The 23,709-nt window shown below is 47.5% G+C and carries 26 protein-coding genes and 1 tRNA gene; 13 read left to right on the top strand and 14 right to left on the bottom strand.

Going from position 1 to position 23,709, the window contains the following annotated elements; genetic code table 11:
* The first annotated feature begins 53 nt into the window (after nucleotides 1-53).
* The 3 genes from ARCVE_RS01750 to ARCVE_RS01740 all read left to right on the top strand — a co-directional run bounded on the left by ARCVE_RS01750 (nucleotide 54) and on the right by ARCVE_RS01740 (nucleotide 2,653).
* Nucleotides 54-764: a hypothetical protein gene (locus ARCVE_RS01750; protein WP_013683060.1), complete on the top strand. Its 711-nt coding sequence runs from the start codon at nucleotides 54-56 to the stop codon at nucleotides 762-764.
* Nucleotides 761-2,167, top strand: a complete 1,407-nt coding sequence (locus ARCVE_RS01745; protein ID WP_013683059.1) for a hypothetical protein — start codon at nucleotides 761-763, stop codon at nucleotides 2,165-2,167. Before ARCVE_RS01750 ends, ARCVE_RS01745 begins: the two co-directional genes overlap by 4 nt.
* Before the next feature lie 138 nt (nucleotides 2,168-2,305).
* A complete protein-coding gene (locus tag ARCVE_RS01740) occupies nucleotides 2,306-2,653 on the top strand; it encodes a hypothetical protein (protein ID WP_013683058.1) in 348 nt (115 codons plus the stop codon).
* A gap of 167 nt (nucleotides 2,654-2,820) precedes the next feature.
* Here ARCVE_RS01740 and ARCVE_RS01735 read toward each other — a convergent pair whose 3' ends face one another.
* The 4 genes from ARCVE_RS01735 to ARCVE_RS01720 all read right to left on the bottom strand — a co-directional run bounded on the left by ARCVE_RS01735 (nucleotide 2,821) and on the right by ARCVE_RS01720 (nucleotide 6,963).
* The gene (locus tag ARCVE_RS01735; protein ID WP_013683057.1) at nucleotides 2,821-3,285 is read right to left on the bottom strand and encodes a DNA-binding protein; all 465 of its coding nucleotides are present in this window, start codon (nucleotides 3,283-3,285) and stop codon (nucleotides 2,821-2,823) included.
* A complete protein-coding gene (locus ARCVE_RS01730) occupies nucleotides 3,276-3,557 on the bottom strand; it encodes a UPF0175 family protein (protein ID WP_048086102.1) in 282 nt (93 codons plus the stop codon). The genes ARCVE_RS01735 and ARCVE_RS01730 overlap by 10 nt, the downstream gene beginning before the upstream one ends.
* A gap of 345 nt (nucleotides 3,558-3,902) precedes the next feature.
* Nucleotides 3,903-4,325, bottom strand: a complete 423-nt coding sequence (locus ARCVE_RS01725; RefSeq protein WP_013683055.1) for a chemotaxis protein CheW — start codon at nucleotides 4,323-4,325, stop codon at nucleotides 3,903-3,905.
* Between the two features lie 22 nt (nucleotides 4,326-4,347).
* Nucleotides 4,348-6,963, bottom strand: a complete 2,616-nt coding sequence (locus ARCVE_RS01720; protein ID WP_013683054.1) for a methyl-accepting chemotaxis protein — start codon at nucleotides 6,961-6,963, stop codon at nucleotides 4,348-4,350.
* Between the two features lie 423 nt (nucleotides 6,964-7,386).
* Here ARCVE_RS01720 and ARCVE_RS01715 point away from each other — a divergent pair, with 423 nt between their 5' ends.
* Complete coding sequence (locus ARCVE_RS01715; protein WP_013683053.1) at nucleotides 7,387-7,683, top strand: ArsR family transcriptional regulator; 297 nt, start codon at nucleotides 7,387-7,389, stop codon at nucleotides 7,681-7,683.
* 159 nt (nucleotides 7,684-7,842) lie between these two features.
* Here the strand turns inward: ARCVE_RS01715 and ARCVE_RS01710 are convergent.
* A tRNA-Tyr gene (locus ARCVE_RS01710) sits at nucleotides 7,843-7,944 on the bottom strand.
* 331 nt (nucleotides 7,945-8,275) lie between these two features.
* Between ARCVE_RS01710 and ARCVE_RS01705 the strand changes: the two genes are divergently transcribed.
* Nucleotides 8,276-8,983, top strand: coding sequence for a heptaprenylglyceryl phosphate synthase (locus ARCVE_RS01705; RefSeq protein WP_013683052.1), 708 nt, complete (start codon nucleotides 8,276-8,278; stop codon nucleotides 8,981-8,983).
* 31 nt (nucleotides 8,984-9,014) lie between these two features.
* A complete protein-coding gene (locus tag ARCVE_RS01700; RefSeq protein ID WP_013683051.1) occupies nucleotides 9,015-9,872 on the top strand; it encodes a UbiA family prenyltransferase in 858 nt (285 codons plus the stop codon).
* Nucleotide 9,873: 1 nt separating this feature from the next.
* On the opposite strand, the gene ARCVE_RS01695 is transcribed toward ARCVE_RS01700, so the two are convergent.
* The gene (locus ARCVE_RS01695; protein WP_013683050.1) at nucleotides 9,874-10,311 is read right to left on the bottom strand and encodes a rhodanese-like domain-containing protein; all 438 of its coding nucleotides are present in this window, start codon (nucleotides 10,309-10,311) and stop codon (nucleotides 9,874-9,876) included.
* 66 nt (nucleotides 10,312-10,377) lie between these two features.
* Here ARCVE_RS01695 and ARCVE_RS01690 point away from each other — a divergent pair, with 66 nt between their 5' ends.
* Together ARCVE_RS01690 and ARCVE_RS01685 are read left to right on the top strand one after the other, a co-directional pair.
* On the top strand, nucleotides 10,378-10,938 hold the full coding sequence (locus ARCVE_RS01690) for a ferredoxin domain-containing protein (RefSeq protein ID WP_013683049.1): 561 nt from the start codon (nucleotides 10,378-10,380) through the stop codon (nucleotides 10,936-10,938).
* 3 nt (nucleotides 10,939-10,941) lie between these two features.
* Nucleotides 10,942-11,901, top strand: coding sequence for an NOL1/NOP2/sun family putative RNA methylase (locus ARCVE_RS01685; protein ID WP_013683048.1), 960 nt, complete (start codon nucleotides 10,942-10,944; stop codon nucleotides 11,899-11,901).
* Between the two features lie 2 nt (nucleotides 11,902-11,903).
* Here the strand turns inward: ARCVE_RS01685 and ARCVE_RS01680 are convergent, their stop codons facing one another.
* Nucleotides 11,904-12,125 (bottom strand): hypothetical protein, encoded by a 222-nt coding sequence (locus tag ARCVE_RS01680; RefSeq protein ID WP_013683047.1) that lies wholly within the window; start codon nucleotides 12,123-12,125, stop codon nucleotides 11,904-11,906.
* A 71-nt stretch (nucleotides 12,126-12,196) separates the two neighbouring features.
* Between ARCVE_RS01680 and ARCVE_RS01675 the strand changes: the two genes are divergently transcribed.
* From ARCVE_RS01675 to ARCVE_RS01665, 3 genes are read left to right on the top strand one after another with little or no spacing between them, the layout of a single operon-like run.
* Entirely contained in the window at nucleotides 12,197-12,412 is a 216-nt protein-coding gene (locus ARCVE_RS01675) for a TIGR00304 family membrane protein (protein WP_013683046.1), read from the top strand.
* A gap of 1 nt (nucleotide 12,413) precedes the next feature.
* Complete coding sequence (locus ARCVE_RS01670) at nucleotides 12,414-12,764, top strand: TIGR00304 family membrane protein (RefSeq protein ID WP_013683045.1); 351 nt, start codon at nucleotides 12,414-12,416, stop codon at nucleotides 12,762-12,764.
* Complete coding sequence (locus tag ARCVE_RS01665; RefSeq protein ID WP_013683044.1) at nucleotides 12,761-13,342, top strand: pyruvate kinase alpha/beta domain-containing protein; 582 nt, start codon at nucleotides 12,761-12,763, stop codon at nucleotides 13,340-13,342. Before ARCVE_RS01670 ends, ARCVE_RS01665 begins: the two co-directional genes overlap by 4 nt.
* Before the next feature lie 56 nt (nucleotides 13,343-13,398).
* On the opposite strand, the gene ARCVE_RS01660 is transcribed toward ARCVE_RS01665, so the two are convergent.
* Both ARCVE_RS01660 and ARCVE_RS01655 read right to left on the bottom strand, forming a co-directional pair.
* Entirely contained in the window at nucleotides 13,399-14,307 is a 909-nt protein-coding gene (locus tag ARCVE_RS01660) for a formylmethanofuran--tetrahydromethanopterin N-formyltransferase (protein WP_013683043.1), read from the bottom strand.
* Between the two features lie 92 nt (nucleotides 14,308-14,399).
* The gene (locus ARCVE_RS01655) at nucleotides 14,400-14,975 is read right to left on the bottom strand and encodes an RNA 2'-phosphotransferase (protein WP_013683042.1); all 576 of its coding nucleotides are present in this window, start codon (nucleotides 14,973-14,975) and stop codon (nucleotides 14,400-14,402) included.
* 86 nt (nucleotides 14,976-15,061) lie between these two features.
* Between ARCVE_RS01655 and ARCVE_RS01650 the strand changes: the two genes are divergently transcribed.
* Together ARCVE_RS01650 and ARCVE_RS01645 are read left to right on the top strand one after the other, a co-directional pair.
* Nucleotides 15,062-16,612, top strand: a complete 1,551-nt coding sequence (locus tag ARCVE_RS01650; protein ID WP_013683041.1) for a CBS domain-containing protein — start codon at nucleotides 15,062-15,064, stop codon at nucleotides 16,610-16,612.
* Nucleotides 16,609-17,199, top strand: coding sequence for a 3'-5' exonuclease (locus ARCVE_RS01645; protein ID WP_013683040.1), 591 nt, complete (start codon nucleotides 16,609-16,611; stop codon nucleotides 17,197-17,199). The genes ARCVE_RS01650 and ARCVE_RS01645 overlap by 4 nt, the downstream gene beginning before the upstream one ends.
* On the opposite strand, the gene ARCVE_RS01640 is transcribed toward ARCVE_RS01645, so the two are convergent.
* The 5 genes from ARCVE_RS01640 to acs all read right to left on the bottom strand — a co-directional run bounded on the left by ARCVE_RS01640 (nucleotide 17,200) and on the right by acs (nucleotide 23,701).
* On the bottom strand, nucleotides 17,200-18,585 hold the full coding sequence (locus ARCVE_RS01640) for a DUF294 nucleotidyltransferase-like domain-containing protein (RefSeq protein ID WP_013683039.1): 1,386 nt from the start codon (nucleotides 18,583-18,585) through the stop codon (nucleotides 17,200-17,202).
* The gene (locus ARCVE_RS01635; RefSeq protein ID WP_013683038.1) at nucleotides 18,578-19,672 is read right to left on the bottom strand and encodes a DUF1646 family protein; all 1,095 of its coding nucleotides are present in this window, start codon (nucleotides 19,670-19,672) and stop codon (nucleotides 18,578-18,580) included. Before ARCVE_RS01635 ends, ARCVE_RS01640 begins: the two co-directional genes overlap by 8 nt.
* A 70-nt stretch (nucleotides 19,673-19,742) precedes the next feature.
* On the bottom strand, nucleotides 19,743-21,398 hold the full coding sequence (locus ARCVE_RS01630; protein ID WP_013683037.1) for a VC_2705 family sodium/solute symporter: 1,656 nt from the start codon (nucleotides 21,396-21,398) through the stop codon (nucleotides 19,743-19,745).
* Nucleotides 21,398-21,670, bottom strand: coding sequence for a DUF4212 domain-containing protein (locus ARCVE_RS01625; protein WP_013683036.1), 273 nt, complete (start codon nucleotides 21,668-21,670; stop codon nucleotides 21,398-21,400). Before ARCVE_RS01625 ends, ARCVE_RS01630 begins: the two co-directional genes overlap by 1 nt.
* A gap of 57 nt (nucleotides 21,671-21,727) precedes the next feature.
* Nucleotides 21,728-23,701 carry an acetate--CoA ligase gene (gene acs / locus ARCVE_RS01620; protein WP_013683035.1) on the bottom strand — a complete coding sequence of 658 codons (1,974 nt, stop codon included), beginning with the start codon at nucleotides 23,699-23,701 and terminating at the stop codon, nucleotides 21,728-21,730.
* Between the last annotated feature and the right edge of the window lie 8 nt (nucleotides 23,702-23,709).

The raw sequence follows: 23,709 nt of genomic DNA, 5'->3' as shown, positions 1-23,709 counted from the left end.
ACATCATGTGCGGGTTTGGCAAAGCTTAAGTAGATATAATCAGAATTGTTATTATGAGTATTGATGCTCCAAAAATCTTCTTGATCACCGTAATCCTTTTCGCCTTAGGTGTCCTTGTCCTTCCCTCAACCGCATCACTCTTCGCCGGACAGCATGTCTGGTACAATTTAAGCTACGAGAAGAGTGTGCCATGTGTTAAGTGTCATGCTGACATATACGAAGAGCTGCAGCACAGCGCAAATCACTCGATGGTTGATGGAAAGGCTGGACTGGATGGCAGCGAATGTCTCGTGTGCCATCGTGCAAATTCAAGCATAACCTACGCAAGTGTTACTGGTGATTACACCACTGCCACGCCAGGAAAAGAAGCGCATGCAGCAACGATCGTTAACTGCGGCTACTGCCACTTTAATTCGACGAACCCATTTAACGCCCCCGTTGCAGGAGGTTTTGGACAAAGCGACTTTGCTTCAAATCCCGGAAACGATACCGGAATTAATGCATCACACTACTCCTTTGTTATACAATCCACCAACTCCAGTCTGCTCTACAAGGAGAGTGAGAGCTGTGTTGCCTGCCATACGACTGTAAACATTACAATGAACTTTACCTCAGCCATAAAGGTGAAAATTGTCGTGAATGACACCTACACGTCTTCGCAGTCGTACTGGGATATTGAAAGCATTAGCGCCGTTGAAAACCGGACATACCACATATTCGTGCCGGATAAGACCAAAAAAGGTAGTTACGAGGTGATACAATGAGGGGTGAAGGGCTAATTATCCCACTGATGTTTGGAATTGCCGCGTTGCTGCTACTTGCATCAACCAACGTAGTCTCATTCTTTCAGGGTTCTCATGAAATCGTGGACATAAGCGGTAATGAAAACGACATCAACTGTACCTCCTGCCATCCTCAAATAGCGGATCAGCTCAGGCATTCAGCGATTCACTCCAATTTCAAGTGCGAGGAATGCCATAGACTCAAAAAAACCTCTGAAGGAAAGGTAATAACCTACGCTGAACACAACTCAAGTGGAATATTCGTGGGCAATCAGAGCCATGCTGCCTACACTCCCCGCTGTTTGGACTGTCATGGTGGAGTTGCTAACTACTACAATGCGTCAAGTGGTAGGTGGGAAACGACGTATTATAACGATACATGGGTTGAAAAGCACGCCCCTCCGGCCTATCCATTCAACGAAACTAACTATGGAAGTGATTATTCCGCTCACAAAAAATTTGTTGAACTCTCTTTAAACTGCGATCTGTGTGTCGGAGAAAACGAAGCCTGTCTTGCGTGCCACACGAACTATTCGATCGAACTGGACTACAAATACTTCTGGAATATAAGCTACACGAAGTACTCCAGTTCTTGGACTCTAACGAACTTCAACTACAATGGGACACGAACATATGAAGTCAACTTCACAAAAACCGGAGCAAAGCATGAATTCATAGCTTTAAAGGATATAGACTGCATAAGCTGCCACAAGAACATATACGACGCCTTGGTGAACGGCACTACTGGCACTCCATACAACTACTCCACACACTCACCAATTGAGATAGATTCAGACGACTATGGAGGGAATACCTATGGATACTGGACGATGGGGGGCAAAGACCACGATTGGCCAATAGACAACTATTGGGGACACACAAGGTACCATTATATACCACCGTCGTACAGGTCACAGTGGGTTAACAGCACGTACTGTACCAAATGCCACAACGTTGCAAAGTACGCAAGCGAGCACCCCTCAGACAGCACAACGTACAATCTCGATAGCGTCGTTGGCGACACGAACTCCACGAGTGTTCACGCTGCAGAAGCTCTGAGATGTACCACCTGTCATGGATATGGCAAGACAAAAGACCCCTACGGTGTAATAAGCGGCAGCGGCTATTGGGGTAATGAAGATGGACATCGTGCCTTTATGAACCAGACTGAAAATAAAGCACGGACATTTAGCGGAGATCTCTGTATGGGGTGCCACGAGGCTGCTGGACATACGGCTTACGAGTCAAGTAGCTGTGACATGTGTCACAATAATTATGGATACGCTCGGTGTGGTGGTTGTCATTCAGATAATTATAATTATAATTACAATATAAACATAAACATAGAATCTGAGCCGTCCGGAAACGTGTCACGATCGTATTAACATGTTTCAATCTAATGATAGTTATAGACAGCCATAAAGCTCACCCAGCTCTGAACAGACTAATAGAATTCCTAAGAAATCTGTTCCAGAACTTTCGTTCTCCTTAAACTTGAAGATCTGTCGGTAACACATCCATCCGTGTTCGACGAAACCACCCATGCTGCATACAGACTCTCCTGCTACCACTGCCACAACGACTCCTATGATTACGCGAACGCAATCTGGAACAAGCCAAAGAATGACTGGGATACACCAGCTTTCCACGGGGATTTTATTGTGGAGTGGAAACATTATAACGAGATATACGGGCTGGATAACAATATTCTCTCAAAACCACTGTTCCTGAATGCGGAAACGTGTATAGCGTGCAAAAGAGGAATATGTTACGATTGCCATATTTACGGCAATCAGCCTTCCAGATCTCAGGACTTCACGGTGTACACTGAGCCAAACAGCACAATGTACAGAGATTCGACTGAAATCTAACTGCAACCGCCAAATTTGCGATCGTCTCTTCCGAATGGTTCTCACTCCAGCTTTGATTCCCACAGCAATGTTTGGATTGTATCAGGTCTGGTCGATTTTAAAGCTTCTTTAATTTCTCTATTGCCCTATCTCTTCGATCGGAGTTCAATTTGTGAGTTGTATTGAACTTACCCAATCTCCTCTAAATCGGAAATCGGGGAATAAAAACCCTTTGCGATCATCTCTTTTAGAATTTGGTTTCCCTCTTCTTTGGAGATTACACTCTTTTCAATGCAACGAACAAGAACACCAACGATTCCAGACACGGGAACTCCCAGAATGTTTGCAACTTTTCTCGCATCTGAATCATCTGTTAGAAATTTCATGTTGCGGTTCTTTGCAATGGCTAAGCAAGATGCTTCTCCCTTTCCCAACTTCACCCTTAATGAATTGTAAAGCTCAATCTCTTCTCCTTCCAGCTTTAACACCTCAAAATCAGGAGATACAACAGGTAGAACTCCCCTCATAGCACCAAACTTAAACTCCTCCAAAACCTGCTCTGTTACATATACCTTCTCGAGGGTTCTCCTAAGCAGATCCAGCCTGTTCACCTTTGCAAAGTTTGAAAGAACCGTGTTATCGACTAAAACCATTTGATTGCCTCTGCTTCAGCTACTACATCTTCCTTACTCAAAACCCTTAGGGGAATCCCCTTTCTCTTAAGAATCTCGACCAGTTCATCTCGCGTAACTTCGAGTAATTCCGCAGCTTTGGATAGACTGATCAGCCCATCCACGTATGCAGAAATAACAATCTCCTCAAACAACTCCCTGTCCTTCTTAAGGTCTTTAAGTAAACTCTCAAGTCTCTTGGGATTCGCTTTGACCACATTCTCGATACCTTTCACAATCCAAGCAGCTTCCATCTTCATCTCCTTTCCTTCAAGTTTCCTTTAAACTTAAATCTTCATCAGTATCTTCTTTTTCATGTCTTACCCCGGTTACTTTCACGTTTACAAATTGGCTCGAATCTTCAAATACCTTTCGCCAGCATTGATTCGGCCATTTTCAACGTTACGTTTGCCTCAATCCATGCTGCAATTACGATTGAGATTGAGATTAAAGTGAGATCTTAATCAGCAATAAGCTAAAGCCCACTTTTACCCTTCCCGAACCTCAACAAGTTTCCATCCACAGCTACTCCATATCTTCCACTCCAAACCATAATTGTAGAATAAATAAAAATTAAATAAATAAAAAATTTAAAAGAATCAACCATCAACAAGCTTGTGCACATCGAGCCAGAGCACGAGCTCAACCCTGTCATTTATCCTGTCCTTTATTATGGCCTTTGCATAGTCTCCGAGTTCCGTTGCATCTTCGAGCTGATCAGGCAGGACATCATCGACTGAGATTACCTCGTCAACCTTAATGCCGACGCTCTTGCCAACATCGAGTACGATTATTCGCTGCTTGTCCTCGTTGACATCCGTCGAATTCACGTTCAGTATTACCCTTGGGTCTATTATCGTACAAACTTCTCCCCTCAGATCCATGATTCCCTCCACATGCGGAGGAGCATTGGGTATCCGCGTAATGTTCTGCACCTTGACTACTTCCTTGACATCGTTGACGGAAATTGCAAAAAATCCGTTTCCAAGCCTGAACTTGACGACCTTGTCCACGCCGGCCATGGCTGTTTTCACCCTTCAGTACTTACTCCACTTTAAAGCGCTGCACGATTTTAAGCAACCCTTCAGCCATCCTCGACAAGTCTTCTGCTGCTCTCGTTATCTCGTCAATGCTCGAAGCCTGTTCCTCTGCTGCAGCGGCGGTGTTCTCAACTTCTCTGGCGTTCTCAAGTGCAACCTGGTAGACTCTGTCGGAGAGAGAAGCAAGGTTCTGCACAGCGTTGGCCTGGTCGTCCATGGCTCTCTTTATCTCTCTCATGCCTGTAGCCGTCTCTTCTATAACTTCCCTTATCTTCTCTATCTTCTCCACTATGTCGCTGACGCTTCTAACCGCATCTTCCGTCTTCATGTTAGAATTCTGGACAGATTCGGCAAGCTTGTGCATGCTGTCCTGTATCTCTTTAATGAGGGCTGCAATGCTCTTCGCAGATTCCTGAGTTTCATTTGCAAGCTTGCCAACTTCTCCGGCGACAACTGCGAATCCTCTGCCCTGCTCTCCAACTCTTGCTGCCTCTATGTTGGCGTTGAGTGCGAGCAACGAGGTCTGTTCTGCAATCTTTGTGATTATGTCCACGATCTCTCCAATCTGTTCTGCCTTCTTCACAAGTTCATCGACTTCCTGTGTTACGAGCTGGTTGGCATGAGCAAGGCTGTCCATGTTCCTTATGACGTTGTTTGAAGAATCAACACCCTCCATTGCAATTTTTTCGGCCTCCATTGCAATGTTGAGCACGCTTTCAGCACTGCTTGCGGTCTCTTCCGTAATGCCTGAGATCTCTTCCATGAGCTTGTTTGCCTTTTCTATAAGGGAGGTCTGTTCTTCAGCTCCAGCAGATATCTTCTGGGCCGATTCCGAGACGGACTTTGAGGCGGAGTTGATTTCTTCTATGCTTGCTGAGAGTTCTTCCGAAGCTGAGGATAGCTTGTTGACTGCCTCACTGAGATTCTCGATTATGCTTCTGAGGCCTGAACGCATGTCTTCGAATGCTTTGACGAGCCTGTCGAGGGCGTCGCCGTCTCTTGTTTCGATGGCGATTTCCGCTGTCAGGTCTCCATTTGCTGCAGCCTCGACTACTGGGAGTAGGGCGTTGACAACCTCCTCGACGTACCTCTTTTCGTTCTCTATCCGCATTTCTCTTTCCTTCAACTCGCTAATATCTGTAATGTACTCAATAGCTCCTACGATTTCACCCTTCTCATTCTTTACCGGCGTAGCAACGTAGAGAATCGGTATTTCTCTACCCATTGGTCTTGCAACCGTTTCATTGCTCTCCACTCTTCCACTCAGCATTGCTCTATGGCAGGCACATGCATCCGTTCTGCAATCGAGGGTGTTGAAGATTTCGTAGCACTTTCTTCCCACAACCTCTTCTGGTGCCTTGCCCACAAGTTCCGCTCCGGCTTTGTTTATCATCTGGATGTTGTAATCCTTGTCTATCTTCATGAGAGGCATTGCAACACCGTCGATTATTTCCTGGATTTCCTTCTCCTTCCTCTTCTGTTCTGTTATGTCAACAAGGAAGCCAAGAGCTCCGATGATATTACCATTTGCCCGGACCGGGATACCAGAGATAAGCAATGGTATGCTCGTACCATCCTTCTTATTTGCTACAATCTCTTTGCCAATTACTGCCTTGCCAGTCTCGAGAACTTTTTCTGCGATAGTTTTAATTCCAAGAACTTCAGATAGCCTTCTTCCGATAATATCTTCAGCTTTTTCATAACCTGTAAAGTCCTTGACAAATGCATCGTTCGCGTACTTGAGGACACCATTCGTATCTATGAAGTAAACGTACCCGGGCCTCGGGAACTTTTTGAAGATTTCAACAAGTTCCTTTCGCATACTCTCTATCGCACTTACATGTCTCTGAATTTCTTCACCCATGCGGTTTATCGACTCCGCTAACAGGCCAATTTCATCTCCGCTCTTAATAGTGGCTCGTGCCCCAAAATCACCTTTTCCTATTTTTTCAGCTACACTTGCAACTTCTTTTATTCCATTGCTTATCCTAGCAGAAACAAAAAGTGACACGCCAATACCAGCAACCGCAGCAAGCACTGTTACTGCCAGAGCCGTTGTTTCGGCCTTGGATGCCGTGCTGTATATTTCGGCAGTGTGTTCGGTCATGTGTTCATCGATTTCCTCATCCATTCTTTCAAGCAGTCCTATCAGGTTCTCTGAAGTCGGGTCGAGCCGTTCTTCCATTATAACTTCAACTTTCCCATCGTCTCCAGCCTTGTGCGCCTCAATTATGTCATTGATGGCAGCATCCAGTTTAGCATTCAAACTCTTCAACTCTGCTATTTCGTCAGACGAAAATGCCCCGGATTCCTCAATTATCTCCAGATGCTTTTGCTCCTCGTTGTAAACCTCATTCAACTTTTCAATAAACGTCTCGTCACCCTCCAGCAGGTAACCATGCACGCAGTAAAGCTTCTCCTGTTCCAGTGCTTTTAGCATCATCACTGCATTCGCTGCCGGCCAGTCTTTCTGGCTCATTTTTGCGCCGAGATCGCTTGATGTCACGGCATTACTGTAGCACGTGATTCCAATGACGAAGCAAAGGGCGATGACGATTCCAAACCCTGCGAGCAGCTTTGCCCTTATACTGTTAAGACCCATGCCACCCTTACCATCCACGGTATCACCCCTCTCATTACCATTATGACTATAGCAACTATAAAAAGTTTCTCATCATGGTTATCATTTACTACATATAAGTATTAATTACAAAATTGTAATTTAATGCAGCTACTTACACAACTTATTAAAGTATATCCAGATTTCGCGGAAAAGAAGTACAATTAAACTAAATGCATGAACCGACTGTCATTCCGCAAAGTTAACCAAAAGGTTTGATAACAGTTCTATAACTTTCAGAGAAGTCACCTCGTAACGTACCAAATACCTAAAAATTAATTACTAAATAGCAATTTAGTGTCTGTAAGATTAAAATTTACACCATAAATTTTATTAGTTTAAAATTAGCTTGATGGTATTAGCTTAGCCATACCACATCCAAAAGTATAGCATATAGAAAATAAAATTCATGGAGGTTTTTGTATGCCAAAAGCTAAGGAGGAAAGTAATATTGATGTCGTTTCCAAAAACAATGGTCCTAATCCCTTAAAAGTGCTGGGACGTAATGGAGTGTATTCAATTCTGCTATCGCTGCACGACGAACCACTGGGCTTTTCTCAGTTGATGTTCAAAACCCAACTTAATCCAGCGATACTGGATAGACATCTGAAAGCTTTAATGGAGTTAAACCTAATCGACAAAAACAAAAAATACAACTTAACTCCGAAGGGGGAGAGAGTGTTAACACTGCTAAATGAGCTACTGAAGACTGTTAGATAGCTATTCATACTTATTATAATAAATTTAAGGGGAAAAATACTCAAGCAGGCTATGATGCTATCCCCATATGGGTGTGCTCACATAGATCACAGGCAATATTGGGATGATTACACTAACAATTACCTGACTAACAAGCCAAAAGAGTGTAGGAAAGTTAAGTCCCGCCTCCCGGATTTGAACCGGGGACCACGGGCTCTCTGCCCCCTTGCAGGGAGCAAGGCAAACTACAGGCCCGCGCTCTGCCAGCTGAGCTAAGGCGGGATTTGCTGAAGTTGGGTCAGACCCCAAATACACCCACCACAAAATTGATATAAAAATCTTGTGCCCGCCGTTCGCGACCTGTAAATCAAGGATACACCCGCCATAGCGCTGGTAGATGCCCCATTTAAACTATTGGGATAAGCAGGAGTTTGTTTAGCGCATTCACGAGGTATTCGCAGAAATCATTGACTACAAAATACGCAAAATCTGCTGGCAACCACAAAACTTCCAGCATAGCCTATGCGCGCAGAAAACTGTACACTCTTCAAACATTCTGCACATCTACACCGAAATCCTTTTCTATTCTCGTGCAGCCATTTCCACGATTTTCATGAAAGCCATACGGGAACTGAAAAAGTGGAAACACATAACGAAGCTCGATCCAGACAGAGAGAACCCCAACTGGCTTGTGAAAGCCGTTGCAGAGAGTGGAACGGATGCTGTGATGATTTCGGGAACGCAGAACGTTACGTACGAGAAAGCAATGGAGCTTTTTAAAGCCGTGAAGGACTACGGTCTGCCGACGATTCTCGAACCTTCCTCACCAAGTGCCGTCTTTTACGATGCGGACTACCTGTACATTCCTATCGTTCTGAATGCGAGGAACGGAGAGTGGATAACCGGAAAGCACGCGAGGTGGGTCGAGCTCAACTACGGCAGGCTTGCAGAGTTCAAGAAGATGCTCGAGGAGGTCCTCTTCGAAGGATACATAGTCCTCAACCCCAAGTCTGCGGTTGCAAAGGTTACAGAGTCCAAATGCGACATAGACGCAAAGCAGGCCGCAAGCTATGCCGTCGTTGGCGAGTACATGCTGGGACTGAAGGCGATATACATCGAATACAGTGGAACCTTCGGTGACCCTGAAGTCGTAAAAGAAGTTAAAAATGTGCTCGACGACGCGGTTCTCATATACGGCGGAGGAATAGATTCGAGGGAGAAGGCAGAAAAGATGCTTGAGTTTGCAGATGTAATAGTGGTTGGCAACGTCATCTACGAGAAGGGCGTAGAAGCGTTCATCGAGACAGTTCCCAGGCGGTAGAATCGTACAAATTAATTGTACACGCTGAGGCATGAAGAGCAAAGTAAAGGCTGTGTGGAACCTTCTACGCTTCGAACACGGCCTGATGTACGCTGCCGGTGTCCTAGCCGGCATGATTGTTTCCGCAGGTTTTGATTTCTCAGATAGAGATGCAGTGCTTGGAATGCTGACTGCCTGCCTCCTTCAGGCTTCGGCCTTCGCCCTGAACGACTACTACGACTACGAGGTTGATGCTGCAAACAAAAGGTTTGACAGACCTCTCGTGAGGGGTGAACTCAAGCGGAGTCATGCGCTGTTACTCTTCGCCATTCTCGCTCCCGCAGGCTTTGCTGCAGCGTGGTTGATAAGCGTTGAAGCGTTTCTTCTTGCGTTCTTCATCACACTCCTTGGCTACATCTACGACGTCAAGCTGAAGGAGTTCGGCTTCGCTGGAAACGTCTACATTGCATTTTCAATGGCTGCTCCCTTCATATTCGGCAGCGTCGTCGCTACTGGAAGGATAGAAGAATCCTCTGCTTTACTTGCCTTCATAGCCTTCCTTTCCGGCGTTGGCAGAGAAATAATGAAAGGGATAGAAGACGTTGAAGGGGACGCGCTGAGGGATGTCAAGACCATAGCGAGGACAAAGGGAGTAAACACCGCAGCAAAGCTGTCTGCCGTTCTGTTCACCACCGCTGTTGGGCTGAGTGTCCTCCCCCCGCTTCTTATCCCCGAATTCTTCGACGTCAAGTACATTCTACCCGTTCTTATTACCGATGTCCTGCTTCTCTCTGTTTCATATAACCTCGTCAGAGGAGGTGTCAAAAAGGAAGATATCAGGCTTTACAGAAAGCGCAGCCTTCTGGCCCTCGCCATCGGGCTTGTAGCCTTCATGCTCGGGGCTCTATAGTTTATCTCACAACCGGCAACCCCTTTGCCTCCCACTCAGCGATTCCACCCATCATGTTGTAAACCTTCTTAAAGCCAAGTTCTTTCATAACCTCCACTGCAAGCCCACTTCTATGTCCGGTCCTGCAGTAAACGAGATAGGTTTTATTTTTGTCAAGCCTGTTCAATTCGTTCTCAAAAGTCTTCGAATAGTAGTTTACATTGATTGCATTTTCTATGTGACCCTGCGAGAACTCTTCGGGAGTCCGCACGTCCAGTATGACAAAATCAGGGTTTCCTTTATTTTTCTGTATGAGTTCAAAGGCTTCAACAGGAGAAATGTTCTTAACTGTTAAATCCTCTCCAGCAACCTGCTCTTTAACCGCTTCCTGAGCGCAGCCCGCTATTGCCACTCCGGCCACCAACAGAACAAACAATACGTATTTCCACACCCTATCCATCAACCTCTCCCCCAACTAAATATCTAAAACGTGAAGTTTAAGTTTTTGAAGTGTAACTATGCGGGGATGATAGAAAGAGAAGAAGATTTCAGAAAAGAGGCTGTAAAGGTTGCGGCTTATTTGATGTCAATTTCTGCAAGAACCGCCCCAAAATCGAAGGGCGAGGACGACATCGAAATCATTTACGTTGATGGAGAGGACAAGGACAGAATTGCGAATGCCATGATAGAGCACGGTAATAAGAGCGGGATTAAAGGATTCATTAGAGATGGGGAAAGTGTAAAAGTCGCTTCGGGCATCCTGCTCATCGGTGTCAATGGCGGCAAGCCATTAAAGCTGAACTGCGGAGCATGCGGATATGCAAGCTGCGAGGAGTTCCAGGCTGCTGGCAGAAGGCAGGGGAGGGACTTTGCTGGCCCGAATTGCATGTTCAAACTGCTCGACTTGGGTATAGCAATAGGCTCAGCCGTCAAGCTCGCATCCATGATAAACGTCGATAACCGAATAATGTACCGCATCGGAACTATCGCAAAGGCTCTTGGCATTGCCAAAGCAGACGTCGTAATGGGAATTCCCCTCTCATCGACAGGTAAGAATCCATTCTTTGACAGGGAAATGAAGAAGTAAAGCATGGATGTGCTCGACTTTCCCTCCACACATCTCTCAAGAGAGCTTGCAGAGTGCTACGGCTACGATGAGTTCATAATCCGGAGATGGTTTGGCATATTTGGCGACGAGGCAGTAGAGCTTATAGAAGCGATGGAAAAAGGGGTACCAAAGTACATCAGGGTAAACACGCTGAAAATCGAAGAGAAAGAGCTCATCAGGAGGCTTGAGAAGCGAAAATTTGTCGTAGAGCAGACAGAGGTGCCTTTTTGCTATAAAGTCGTTGGAGAACCGTATTCGATAGGAGCCACACCTGAATATCTCATGGGCTACTACTACGTCATGGATAAAGCCTCCTGTATTCCGCCGCTTGCCCTTTCCCCTTCATCACGCGATGTGGTTGTTGACTTTGCCGCGTCGCCTGGCGGGAAGACGACTTTTCTCGCGCAACTAATGGGTAACAGGGGTGTGCTTCTGGCCATCGAAGCTAATCCAGACAGAATCCAACCCCTCATCGACAACATCCACCGCATGGGTGTGCTGAATGCTGCTGTCGTGCAGATGAACGCTGCGAAGTTTCACAAAATCGGGATTAAACCGGATAAAATCCTGCTCGACGCCCCCTGCAGTGGGGAGGGCATAATCCACAAAGACCCGAGCAGAAAGACGAGCAGAGGCGAGGAAGACATACTCTTCTGCTCCGGTTTGCAGCGTGATTTGATCGATTCAGCAATCAGGAGTCTGAAATCCGGCGGAGCCCTCGTTTACTCAACGTGCTCTCTAACGCCTGAAGAGAACGAGATGGTAATCCAGTGGGCCCTCGATAACCATCCCGTGAGGCTTGAAAAAATTGAGTGGGGCGACCCCGCCCTTACAAAGGTCGGAGACATCAGGTTCAGCAATGAAATGAAGAAGGCAAGGCGATTTTATCCTCACCGCCATGAATGCTCTGGATTTTTTGTTGCGAAGCTTGTAAAGGAGTGATTTTACGGATGTCTCTCCAAATCCAGAAACTTCTTCATCAGAAGCAAATCTTTCAGCATTGCATCGTACTTCTTCGAAATTCTGTGCCTTAAGACGCGCATGTAAACCTTCCAGTCCTTGCTTTCGCTCTTCCACTTTTCAACGAATTGCATGAGAGTTATTTCTCCCTCGATGTATGAAAGCCAGTCCTCTATGAACTCCCTTTCACGCTTGGAAAGGCACATGAATCTCTTCCCGTATCGTTATAGAAAAATGTAACGGTTAAAGCTTTATGCAATTCAAGCAAAGAAAAACTATGCGTCCTGACAAGATTTTCATGGGTCTCGTGATAATGTCCCTCGGGTTTGCCATGCTCGCCCTTTCGAGCCTCTCGGAACATGCTGAAGTAGGAGGAGTCGTAATAATCGGCCCGATTCCAATAGTAATTGGCTCCTCGCCGGAGATGGCGTTTCTGGGGATAGTTATGGCCGTTGTGATGCTTCTCCTCGCTTACTCCTTCACGAGGTGGTAGCATGCTCGAAATCGTAGCTGTAGCGCTTATCCTTCTCGGCCTCTACATGGTGTTCAGAGGTCTCACGGAAAGTTACGAGCCCCCCACTCCATATGAGTGGGAAGACGTGGATAGAAGAAGACAGGAAATTGAAGAGGATGAGTGGGAAGGATGGAAGGAATGGGAAAAACACGACAGAGAAAGAGAAGGGAGAAAGATCGACGTTAAGGGTGGCGGCGTCATCCTCATCGGCCCCATCCCCATAGTATTCGGCGAGTCGCGCTTTGCTGTGTACGCGTTAATCCTCGCAATCGTTCTCATGCTGCTTTCGATACTGTTCATGATAATGGCAACGCAGGGGGTAAGTGTATGATGGAAAAGAAAATAGTCTATTTCGAAAAGCCCGGCGAGCAAAATACCGACGACACGCTCAGGCTCGCAGTGGAAAGAGCCAGAGAGCTTGGTATAAAGTACCTTGTCGTCGCTTCTTCGACGGGCGAGACGGCAATGAAAGCTCTTGAGCTTGCGAGGAGCGCAGGCTTGGAGCTTGTTGTTGTCACCTATCACAGAGGTTTCTACGAGGAGGGCAAGGACTCAATGCACCCAGAGATAGAGGAGAAGCTCAGGAAAGAGGGTGTGACGATAGTCAGGCAGTCACACATCCTGTCCGGCCTCGAAAGGAGTATAAGCAGAAAGCTTGGTGGAGCGAGCAGAACGGAGGCTATTGCGGAAGCTCTGCGTGCTTTGTTCGGTCACGGCCTCAAGGTTTGTGTAGAGATCACGATAATGGCTGCCGATAGCGGGGCGATACCCATCGAGGAAGTAGTCGCGGTTGGGGGAAGGAGTAGCGGAGCCGATACCGCCGTTGTCGTAAGGCCGGCGCACATGAACAACTTCTTTGACATGCAGATAAGGGAAATAATCTGCATGCCGAGGGAGAAAAGGAAATAAGATTCTTTTATTATTTTTAATAAATTTTAAAAAATTCAATGAAACAAAATCTCAAATCATTGCTCGAACTTCTCAACCAGATCTTTCAGATAGATCTTGTATTTCCCGAGCTTTCCTCCGTAGTTCCCTGCAGAGAGTTTTACCACACCGTCAACCTTGCTTGCAACATCCATGCAGACGTACATGGCCTTCTCGACAGCTTCAAGACTTACACCATTAATCACGATTTCGGGGATAGATTTTACGCCGTCAGGAACCTTGGAATCCGGAATTTTGCCTTTCAACGTCGGACAGTAGTAGTGGTTCGTCGTGGGGCCTATTTCGGGATACTTCGTCTCAACTTTCGAGCCTGCGGAACATATATCGAAGGATGTTATAACTCCCTCAACCTTTTTCAATGCCTCTACAGCCGCTTCTCCAGCTTCAAGCGCCGCTTCTTCGCTTTCGCAAAAGAACCATACATTTCCTCCAGCAACGCCCTCAGCATAGCCTATGTAGCGCTCTATTGTAAATTCGCCGAACATTATGGGGACTACAACAACCTTTCTTCCCCAGCACTCTTCTTCCCACTCGTAGCCATCACCACATCGCCCGACGTTTATTTCCGCATCAAAGCTGGTGTCGCTCTGCGTCGCGTTGAAGACTCTCGTTGTAGGAACGACGAGTATCCCCTGCCGTATTCGCTTTCCCATTTCTCGCATCAGCTTATCCATGAAGTTCTTTGTCTTTGGGACCCATATCTGAAGAATTGCCCCAACTCTTCCGTCCGGCGTCTCTTCTGGAGAGAGCCACGCCTCGATACCGCCTTCAGACTCGCCGAAGACGGTTGAAGGTAGAGCAGTTGCGCCGTAGGCGGCTTTTTTGAGTAACCAGCCATGCTTTGCCGTGACGATAATCCTCGAGTAGATTCCCTCAAATGCCTCGCAGTATGTATCCTCAACAGGCACACCGTTAATTTCGAGCATGTTCTTAATTGGGCTGAGAAGAATATAGTCTTTTCCTGGAATGCCTGCAGTACTTAGCTTTGCTCTGGACTTTGTAAGTTGTTTTGGAACTGTCAATGGGGAGAATGAGAATAGTATACAGAGTTTTCATGATTCTTTAAAACCCGTATGAACTTCGGTGGGACGAAATCTGCTGTGTAGACACTACCCTTCTTCCTTATCTCAATCCCTTCCCCCATCATCCCCTCAGCATCGATTTCCAGCACGACAGGTTTCGGGCAGTGCCTCCTGCCAACATCTATGGCCTCCTCAACGCTTCCGCTCAGATGAACTTCTAACCTGCGCATGGGCAGCAAGCCGTGCTGCATAATGGATTTAACCACCTCTGGCCTCGTTCCGTGGTAGAGCTTTGGTGGGATGCTGCCATCCTCACTCCATCTCGTGTTGATGGCAATACTGTGGCCGTACCTCGCCCTGATTCTGCCATCTTTTATCTCAAATCTCCCTTTTGGATCGTTATTCACGATGTGCCTGATTATGTCCATTCCAGCACCGTACCTCTCTTTAATCACTCTCTCCACGTCCTCGAGACTTGCCCAGCCCTCCGAATCTACTTTAACACCGAATTTGTGAGGAAAGTGTCTCAGCAGCCCGCTGAGGAATCTGCTGATTCTGCCGATCTCTTCCACGTAATTGATTTAGTATGGAGTTAATAAGCTTTTACGACACCTGTCGGAGGCAAAGTTCATATAGCAAACCACAACGATTAATCACAATGATTGAGGTGCTGCCCCCCTTCGAGTACTTCAAAAATCAAAAGCCCTTCTCATTTCTGAATGACGACGAACTTGCCGAAATAATCAGGGGCCTCGAATCCGAAATTTTCCGAAAAGGAGCTACCATATTCAGGAGGGGGGGCAAGCCTCTAAAGTACGTCTATATCGTCAAATGCGGAAGGGTGGAGCTGAGAGATGGGACGAATGAAGTTCTAACTGAGGGAGACTTATTTGGCGTTGCTTCAGCCTTAAGTGGAAACCCTCCGCGGTTTACGGCCGTAGCGCTCGAGGATTCGGTCTGCTACCTCATAAGGAGGAATAGCTTTCTGAAGATATTCAACTCAAACCAGAAGTTTGCCGACTTCTTTACAAGCCTCCTGTCCAGAAGGCTCTCATCTCTGCTGAAACTTTCGAAGAAAGCTGGCCACGGTCTCGACAGGCTCTACAGCGTGAGAGTTGCAGATGTCGTTTCTCGAGACGCTGTAACCTGCACACCGGAAACGAGCGTGCTTGAAGCCGCTCAAATTATGGACAGGAACAAGGTAGGCTCTGTCGTGGTTGTCAATGGTAAGAAGCCCGTAGGTATATTCACCCAGAGAGACCTCATGAAGCTCGTTGCAAGAGGCGTTAACCTCGAGGAGAGTGTTGGTTCGTACATGACCTCGCCCATTATCTCCGTAAGCGAATCAGACAGTCTCATCGATGCGTATCTCGCTATCGTCACGAACGCCATAAACCACATAGTTGTGATGAGCAACGGAGATGTTAAAGGCGTTGTTTCAACGAAAGACATCCTGCTAAGGCTCAGTTCAGCATCTTCTCTCCTATCAATTTCGAGAAAGATCGTAAGGGCCGGAATAGATGAGCTCGAGGATGTGATGGACGAGGCGAGAACATCCATAGAGGATATGATATCGAGCGGTGCGGACTTTGAGGAGATGTCAAAGATAGCCTGCGGGCTCTACGAACTCATTGTGAAGAGATGTGCCAAGCTGACCCTCGACGGCTGCGTATTCCTTGCAGGCGACTTCGGGAGAGGTGAAGCTGTTCTCCCGCCAGTTCACATGGGAGTGATAGCCGACGACTGGCAGAAGTTCGTCAACGCCGCAAGGAGGATAGGACTACAGCCAATCGATGTCTCGAACTCCATGGATGGCTGGTTCGAAACTATCAACGAATGGTTCTCGCATCCCGACGAATTTGCATGGGAAATTCTGAGGTTCATGGATACCCGGCATATCTTTGGCCCGAAAGATGCCTATGCTACCTGGAAGAAGAAGTTCGAGGAGGAACTTGAAAGGAGAGCAGAAGATGTGGCGAGAGTTTTCGCAGCAGAATCTCGGAAGGAAGGAGATATGGCTAAAGCACTGCTCTATGCCATAAAGGCTGCGGAGCTGAGAGGAATCAGAGATGAAGAGGCAATAGAGGCGTACAGGGTTGTCAGAGACGTAACGACCAGGAGGACTCTCGGATGTCCGCTGAGCAAGATAGATGAGTTGCTTTTGAAGGAGGCAGGCAAAATCCTCGCAAGACTGCAGGAAAGCCTATGACCGACATCCTGTCCGCAAGATATTCAGTAATTGACGTTGAGAGCACAGGCTTGAATCCAAAGAAGGACGAAATTGTTGCAATTGCTGTCATCCCCATGGTCGGGAGCAGAATAATTCTGAGCGATTACTTCTTCAGCCTTGTAAGACCAAAAAAGCTGAAGGGAGAGTCAATAAAGTATCACGGAATCGACATAAAGGCGGTGAGCAAAGCCCCGGAATTTCAGTCCATTGCCAGCAGGCTGAAACACATGCTCGAAGATAGTATAATCGTTAGTTACACAGAATTCGATGCAAAAATACTGAAAAGTCACTTTTCGAGGCTTAAAATCAGACTGGAGCTCGACTGTATTGACATATCCCAGGTAGAGCACTGGATTGCAAGAAAGGAAGGCAGAGCTGAGAACCACGACATGGATGGACTGATAAAGAAGTACAGTCTTGAGGAAATTTACCGCCATTCTGCTTTGGCGGATGCTTACTACACGGCGTGCATATTCCAGCGACAGCTCGTAAAACTTGCAGAGTACGGCGTTACCCTTCAGGAGCTGAAGAGAATAGGGAAAAGGGAGAAGTTCTTTGTGTGGTAGTTACAGATATCTTGCAGCCACCATCTTCTGGAATTCGGCAACACTTTTCAGGGAATCCTTGATAAACTCGACCCTGAGCTTTGGCAGTTCCTTGAGGTTCAGCAGGTTGATTTTTTCCTTCCCCCTCCTGATGTTGGCAACCTGAGCGAGGAACTGCATTCTTTTCAGAAACACGTAGCTCGTTTTAAGATTGGCAGCGAGTTCCTTGCTTATCGCTCCTTTTTCGGCAAGCTCCTCTATCCTCTCCGCTGTGTTGTAAGCCCTCACACCAAATCTCAGGCTGAGCACCCTAACGGGAGCAACAACTGGAGTGACTGCATCCTTCTTCAGGTCTATGACGTCCGAAGTGAGGCGTCCAGCAAAGCCTATTGGCGGCCTGAACTTCAGAGCTTCGACGAGCAGCTTTATAAATATCACATCCTTCTCGCCAAGACGAAATAGAACACTCTTCAGGAGGTTGAATAGAGAGACATCGCCATAAACGAACCTCATGTCGCTGAATATCGAAATTTTAAGGAGGTTCTCAGGAGAGTATATAATCTCCCACTCGGCAATCAGCTTCATCCATTCTTCCGCTGACCTGACCCACTCCTCGTTGCCAACTGTGTAGTTGCCCCTGCACTCTGGAAAGCCCACCCTGAGCAGGTTCGAATGAATGATACTGCCAAGTTCGACGAAGTATTCCCTGTGGGCATCGTTTTCGAAAACGAGAGCATTATCCTGATCGCTCTTTATGAGCTGCTCGAACCTGCCCTCACTTCCCATAACGAAGAGGCTGAACCTCGAAGGGGGGCTGCCGAGCTCGTCTATGCTCAGTCTTACAACGCTCCTCAATATCTGGTCGTTGATGTAGCCGAGTATTTTTCCAAAGTCCACAGGGTTGACGTACTCGTCCCTCGCCAGATTTTCTATTATGAACGTGTTTAGCTTTCTGTATATTTCTCCAAGCTCGTCGATGCTCTGAGCCTTTGCGGAACTGTCAAGAAAGTAGAATGGTATCCTGGAAGCGAACAGAAGCACGTCGTTTATTGAAATAACGCCTACTATTTTTTTGCCCCTTTTTACGGGCAAATGTCTTATTCTGTTTTTAAAAAAGAGGACTATCGCATCAAACAGTGTGCTGTCCTCGTCGATTGTTATGAGGTTCGTCGTCGCAATTTTGCTGAGAGGAGTCGTTACCGGCACCTCATTTGCGACTGCCCTCTTTATGTCCCCTTCCGTCACTATCCCCTTGATTTCAACGTCTGCAAGCAGAACGTAGGACTTGCCAGTGCTGTGCATCAGTCTTGCTGCATCCCTGATGCTCATTGACGGATGGACGATGACAGGCTCGCTGCTGATTATATCTCTGATCTTTACAGCCTGCAGGTCGAGGCCTTCAAACATGGGCAAGGCCCTCCAGCATGAGCACGGCGAAGTAAATAGCCATCAGTATGAGTCCAAGGGGGACACCGATATGAGCCCATTCCTTGCTTGTAATCCTCAGCCTGCCCGCAGCAACGATGTTGGGTATATTTCCGGGTATCAACATGCCTCCAGATATGAGCAGACCAATGAGAGCACTCTTTATCTGCATTATACTGAGCTGGGGTGCTATTTCTGCTGCTGCGAGCGTAGCGTTGTCCAACACAGCCGATATCATATTAACCCAATACAGTATGTAGGGAGGAATCTTCGTGAAGTACCATATAACGAGAGGCGTTAAACCCCTGCCCAGCAGAACGAGAGCTGCGACGAACATGTAAACCCTGATAGCTCTGAGAATTACAAGCCTCAGACTTTCTGCATATTCGGGAATTTCAGCTCTACTACTTGCTTTTCCTGCGTAAACTGCTCCAAGAGCTGATAGGACGACTATTCCGGGAATTATGTACTCAGCAAGAAGATCAAATAGGAAGAAGAAGTCCGCGTGGTAAGGTTCGCCCTTCAGCTTCGAGACGGCTATTGTAGACAGGGGTTCACCAACGGGCGTCAGCGCTGCACCCAGCCCAACAGCGAAACATGTTATTACCGTGATCTTTATTTTTTTATCCCTATCCACAGGCATCGCCGCGATAATCTCCGACAGAATGACGGCGGTTACTATAACTGAGATTATACTGGATACGAGACTCAACAGCAGTATCATCAGGAAAACAAACGCCCTCAGGCCGAGTTTGTTCATAGCACCTATAATTCCGCTGTATATCTGCCTGTTGAACTTGTATATGACTATTCCCGCTACGAGCACCACCTGAAATATGCCTATGGGTAACCCACCTATGCTCACCGGATCCCTCAACGCCTCCTCGACGAGTTCAACGCTCCAAAAGCCGGAGACTGTCACTGCTATGATACCCATTACGAGGAAGAAAGCTTCGAGGTTTTCCTCGACTTTCCTCACCTTGAACGGCAGAATCAGCACCATCAGAAAGATTGCAAATAGACCTGCTGCAATGTGTGGCACCGGCTCGGGAGAGACTTCCACCATCATCCTTTCACCGTAATCAAGCGGAGTAAAAAGAGTTTTTCATAAAATATTTAGAAAATAAAATTTTAAAATATTATCTTCTGGGAGCCTCGGGCAATTTGAGTCTGTCGAGCAGTGCAACCACGTGCTCCGGAGGTCTCTCCCTGGTTATGGCCTGAACGAGCAGAGCGGTTACGAAGCAGGCTATTCCACCGAATATGCCTCCTCCTGCAATCTGTCCAAGTCCGAGCACCGGCGGTATGATCTTGAAGAAGTTCCCGAGCAGGTACGTGTAGCAGACCGCCAATCCGACAATTGCTCCGGCCATCATTGCCTTTCTTCCGATCTTCGTCCAGATTCCGAGTACGAACAGCGGCACGAGTGATGCAACTGAAACACTGTATGCCCAGCCGACTATGACTGCTATGACTCCACCCTGCTGGTAGAGCAGTGAAGCCAGGAAGGCAACCAGCGACGCTATGACTATCGTGGCAACCCTTGCAAACCAGACCTCCCTTGCTTCTGTAACGTTCGGGTTTATGAATCTCTTGTAAACGTCTCTCGTCAGCGAGACTGTCATTGTCAGCAGGAGGGCTCCGGATGTGCTTAACGCTGCAGCGAAACCGCCAGTTATCACCAGCGCGACTATGAACCACGGCAGGTTGGCCATCATCGGCATTCCCATGACTATTGCGTCCTTTCTTATCCCTATTTCAGTCAGAGAGTCGAGGAGTCCGTTTCCGTTAATATCGTTGAGCTTCAGCATTCCCAGTTCCTGCATAGTCTTAACCCAGCCAATCTGCTGCGCCTGATCGATCGAAACTCCGAGGAGCTGGTTTATTATGAGGTACCTCCCTATGATGGCGTAGGCTGAAGCGGAGAGGTACAGCAGGGCTATGAACACCAGAGCCCAACCAACGCTGAACCTCGCATCTCTCGCCGAAGGGACGAGGTAGTACTTGACCATTATGTGAGGCATACCAACTGTACCTATCATCAGAATCAGGGCAGTGAATATCCAGTTCAGAACTCCGCTACCGCCAGCAACCTTGTTGACGAATGGATCGATCATTGTCTTCTCGCCAAACTGAGCTTCCTTGGTAACTATCTCGTTCAGCAGTTCTCCAGCCTGGACGTGCGGGAATATGTAGCCCTTCAGCAGGAATGAGGCTGCAAAGAGTGCAACGAGATACGCCACTATGAGAATTGTGTACTGAGCAACTTCAACGTAGGTAACGCTCTTCATCCCTCCAAGCGTCGTATAGATCATGATGACTATGACCGTCAGCCAGATTCCCATGACCACCGGAATTCCGAGGGTCATTGACAGCGCTATCCCAATTCCTATGAACTGACCCAAGGCGTAGATGAACGCAATCATGATGACGATGATAACTCCGAGCAGCCTCATCTTTGGATCGTAATAGCGGTCTTCGACGAATTCGGGAATCGTGTACTTGCCGTACTTTCTCAGGTATGGCGCTATGAGCAGGGCAAGCAGCACGTATCCTCCTGTCCAGCCAATCAGAAACGGGACTGCATCGTATCCAAGTATTGCAATTACTCCGGCCATTGAGATGAATGAAGCTGCGGACATCCACGCAGCGGCAGTTGCTGCTCCGCTCACGTGGGGCTTTATGCTCCTGCCAGCAACGTAGAAGTCCTCGACTCTTGCAGTCCTCATCCAGTACGCTATTGCCAGGTAGATGCCTATGGAAGCCAAGACAAACGCTGCGATTTCTATGTGCATCAGACCACCTCCTCTTCCTTCTTGCTAATCAGGTAGGCGTAGGCGAATATTGTGACGATGTATGCTAGTATAGAGAACTGTGTCCCGAAGAGCCAGTGTGCTGGATAGCCCGCGATCTTTATTTCTCTCCACCAGTCGAACATTGCGAGCAGGTGTATGAACACTGCGAATATGCTCCACACCACAAGCAACAGCAGTGTTACATTCCTGACGTACGGCCAAAACTTTTTTAGCTTCTCCCTTTCTTCGTTGGATAGAGATAACTCCCCCATGCGTAACCCCCCAATATTTTTTTATTTTTTTAAATTTATTTTTAAATTAGCATTCACTCAACCCTTCTGCTCTTCCTCAACTACCTTCTTCTTCGCCTCCTCAACAGCCGTCTCGTCCTCGAGAGTCGTGACGTCTCCTATGGCCTCACCCTTCTCTATTGCCCTCAGAATCCTGCGCATTATCTTACCGCTCCTCGTCTTCGGCAGTTTCTCCAGGAAGTGTATCTCCTCCGGTACAGCAATCGGGCCGATCTCCTTTCTCACCCAGTTCTTGAGCTCCTTCTTAAGCTCCGGAGTTGGTTCATAACCAGCCTTAAGGACTACGAAGGCAACTGGCACTTCACCCTTGACCTCGTGGGGCTTGCCTATGACTGCAGCCTCGCTCACAGCCTTGTGGGCAACGAGTGCACTCTCAAGTTCGGCCGTTCCAATCCTGTGGCCGCTCACATTGAGGACATCGTCAATTCTGCCTATTATCCAGAAGTACCCGTCCTCGTCCCTTCTTGCTCCGTCGCCAGTAAAGTAAACGAGCTTGTCCTTGTATGCGCTCCAGTACTGCCTCACATAGCGGTCTGGGTCGCCCCACAGCGTTCGCAGCATAGATGGCCACGGCCTCGTGATAACGAGCTTTCCTCCAGTGTTCGGTGGGACGGGATTTCCATCTTCATCGTATATGTCTGCAACGACACCCGGGAAGGGCAGAGTTGCTGAACCTGGCTTGAGCTTCGTGACTCCGGGTAGAGGTGAAATCAGAATCATACCCGTTTCCGTCTGCCACCAGGTGTCAACGATCGGGCATTTCTCGTTGCCTATGTACTTGTAGTACCACTTCCACGCCTCGGGATTTATCGGCTCTCCGACAGTACCAAGCAACCTTAGACTACTCAAATCGTGTTTCTTGGGCCACTCCTCACCGAGTCTCATGAAGAACCTGATTGCAGTCGGAGCGGTGTAGAACACCGTCACGCCATAGCGCTCGATTATGCTCCACCACCTGTCGGGCTGCGGGTAATCGGGAGCACCTTCATACATGAGAACGGTTGCACCGTTGGAAAGTGGGCCATAAACGATGTAGCTGTGGCCCGTAATCCAGCCTATGTCAGCAGTACACCAGTAGATGTCATCATCCTTCAAATCGAAGATCCACTTCGTCGTGATGTGCGTGCCAACGTTGTATCCACCATGCACATGAAGAACGCCCTTCGGCTTGCCGGTAGTTCCGGATGTGTACAGGATGAATAACGGGTGCTCGCTGTCAACAACTTCTGGCTCACACTCCGGAGTCACGCCATACTGCAAGTCATGCCACCAGATATCCCTGTCCTCCTCCATGTTTATCTCGTTGCCAATTCTCTTGAGGACAACAACATTCTGAACACTTGGCGCATCCTCCAGCGCCTCGTCAACGATGCGCTTCGTTTCCACGACCTTGCCTCTCCTGTAGAACCCGTCCATTGTAATTACTACCTTTGCCTGAGCATCGTTTATCCTGTCTCTTAGAGCCGAAGCAGAGAAACCACCAAAAACGACGCTGTGAATTGCGCCAATACGGGCACATGCGAGCATAGCAACTGGCAACTCGGGAACCATTCCCATGTAAATGGTTACTCTATCGCCCTTCTTCACTCCAAGCTTCTTCAAAGCGTTTGCAAACCTGCATACCCTTCTGTAGAGTTCGTAGTATGTTATGACTCTCTTGTCCTCCTCCGGTTCACCCTGCCAGATTATCGCTGCCTTGTTCTTTCTCCAGCTCTTGACATGCCTGTCGAGACAGTTATAGGTTATATTGATCTTTCCACCAATAAACCACTTGTAAAAGGGTGCGTTGCTGTCATCAAGAACCTTCTCATAGGGTTCGAACCATTCAATTTCCGTTTTTGCTATTTCATCCCAGAAGGAAATGAAGTCCTCTTCTGCCTTCTTGTATACGCTGTCGTCTTTCACCCACGCTTTTTCTCTGAAGTCTGCAGGAGGCTCGTAAGTCTCTTCTACTTTAAGGAGGCTTTCGATTACCTTTGGTTCCTCACTCATTTCGACAC

The sequence above is a fragment of the Archaeoglobus veneficus SNP6 genome, assembly GCF_000194625.1.
Taxonomy (GTDB): Archaea; Halobacteriota; Archaeoglobi; order Archaeoglobales; family Archaeoglobaceae; genus Archaeoglobus_C; species Archaeoglobus_C veneficus.
The sequence above is the reverse complement of the archived record's forward strand: the minus strand, read 5'-3'. Positions and strand labels throughout refer to the sequence as shown.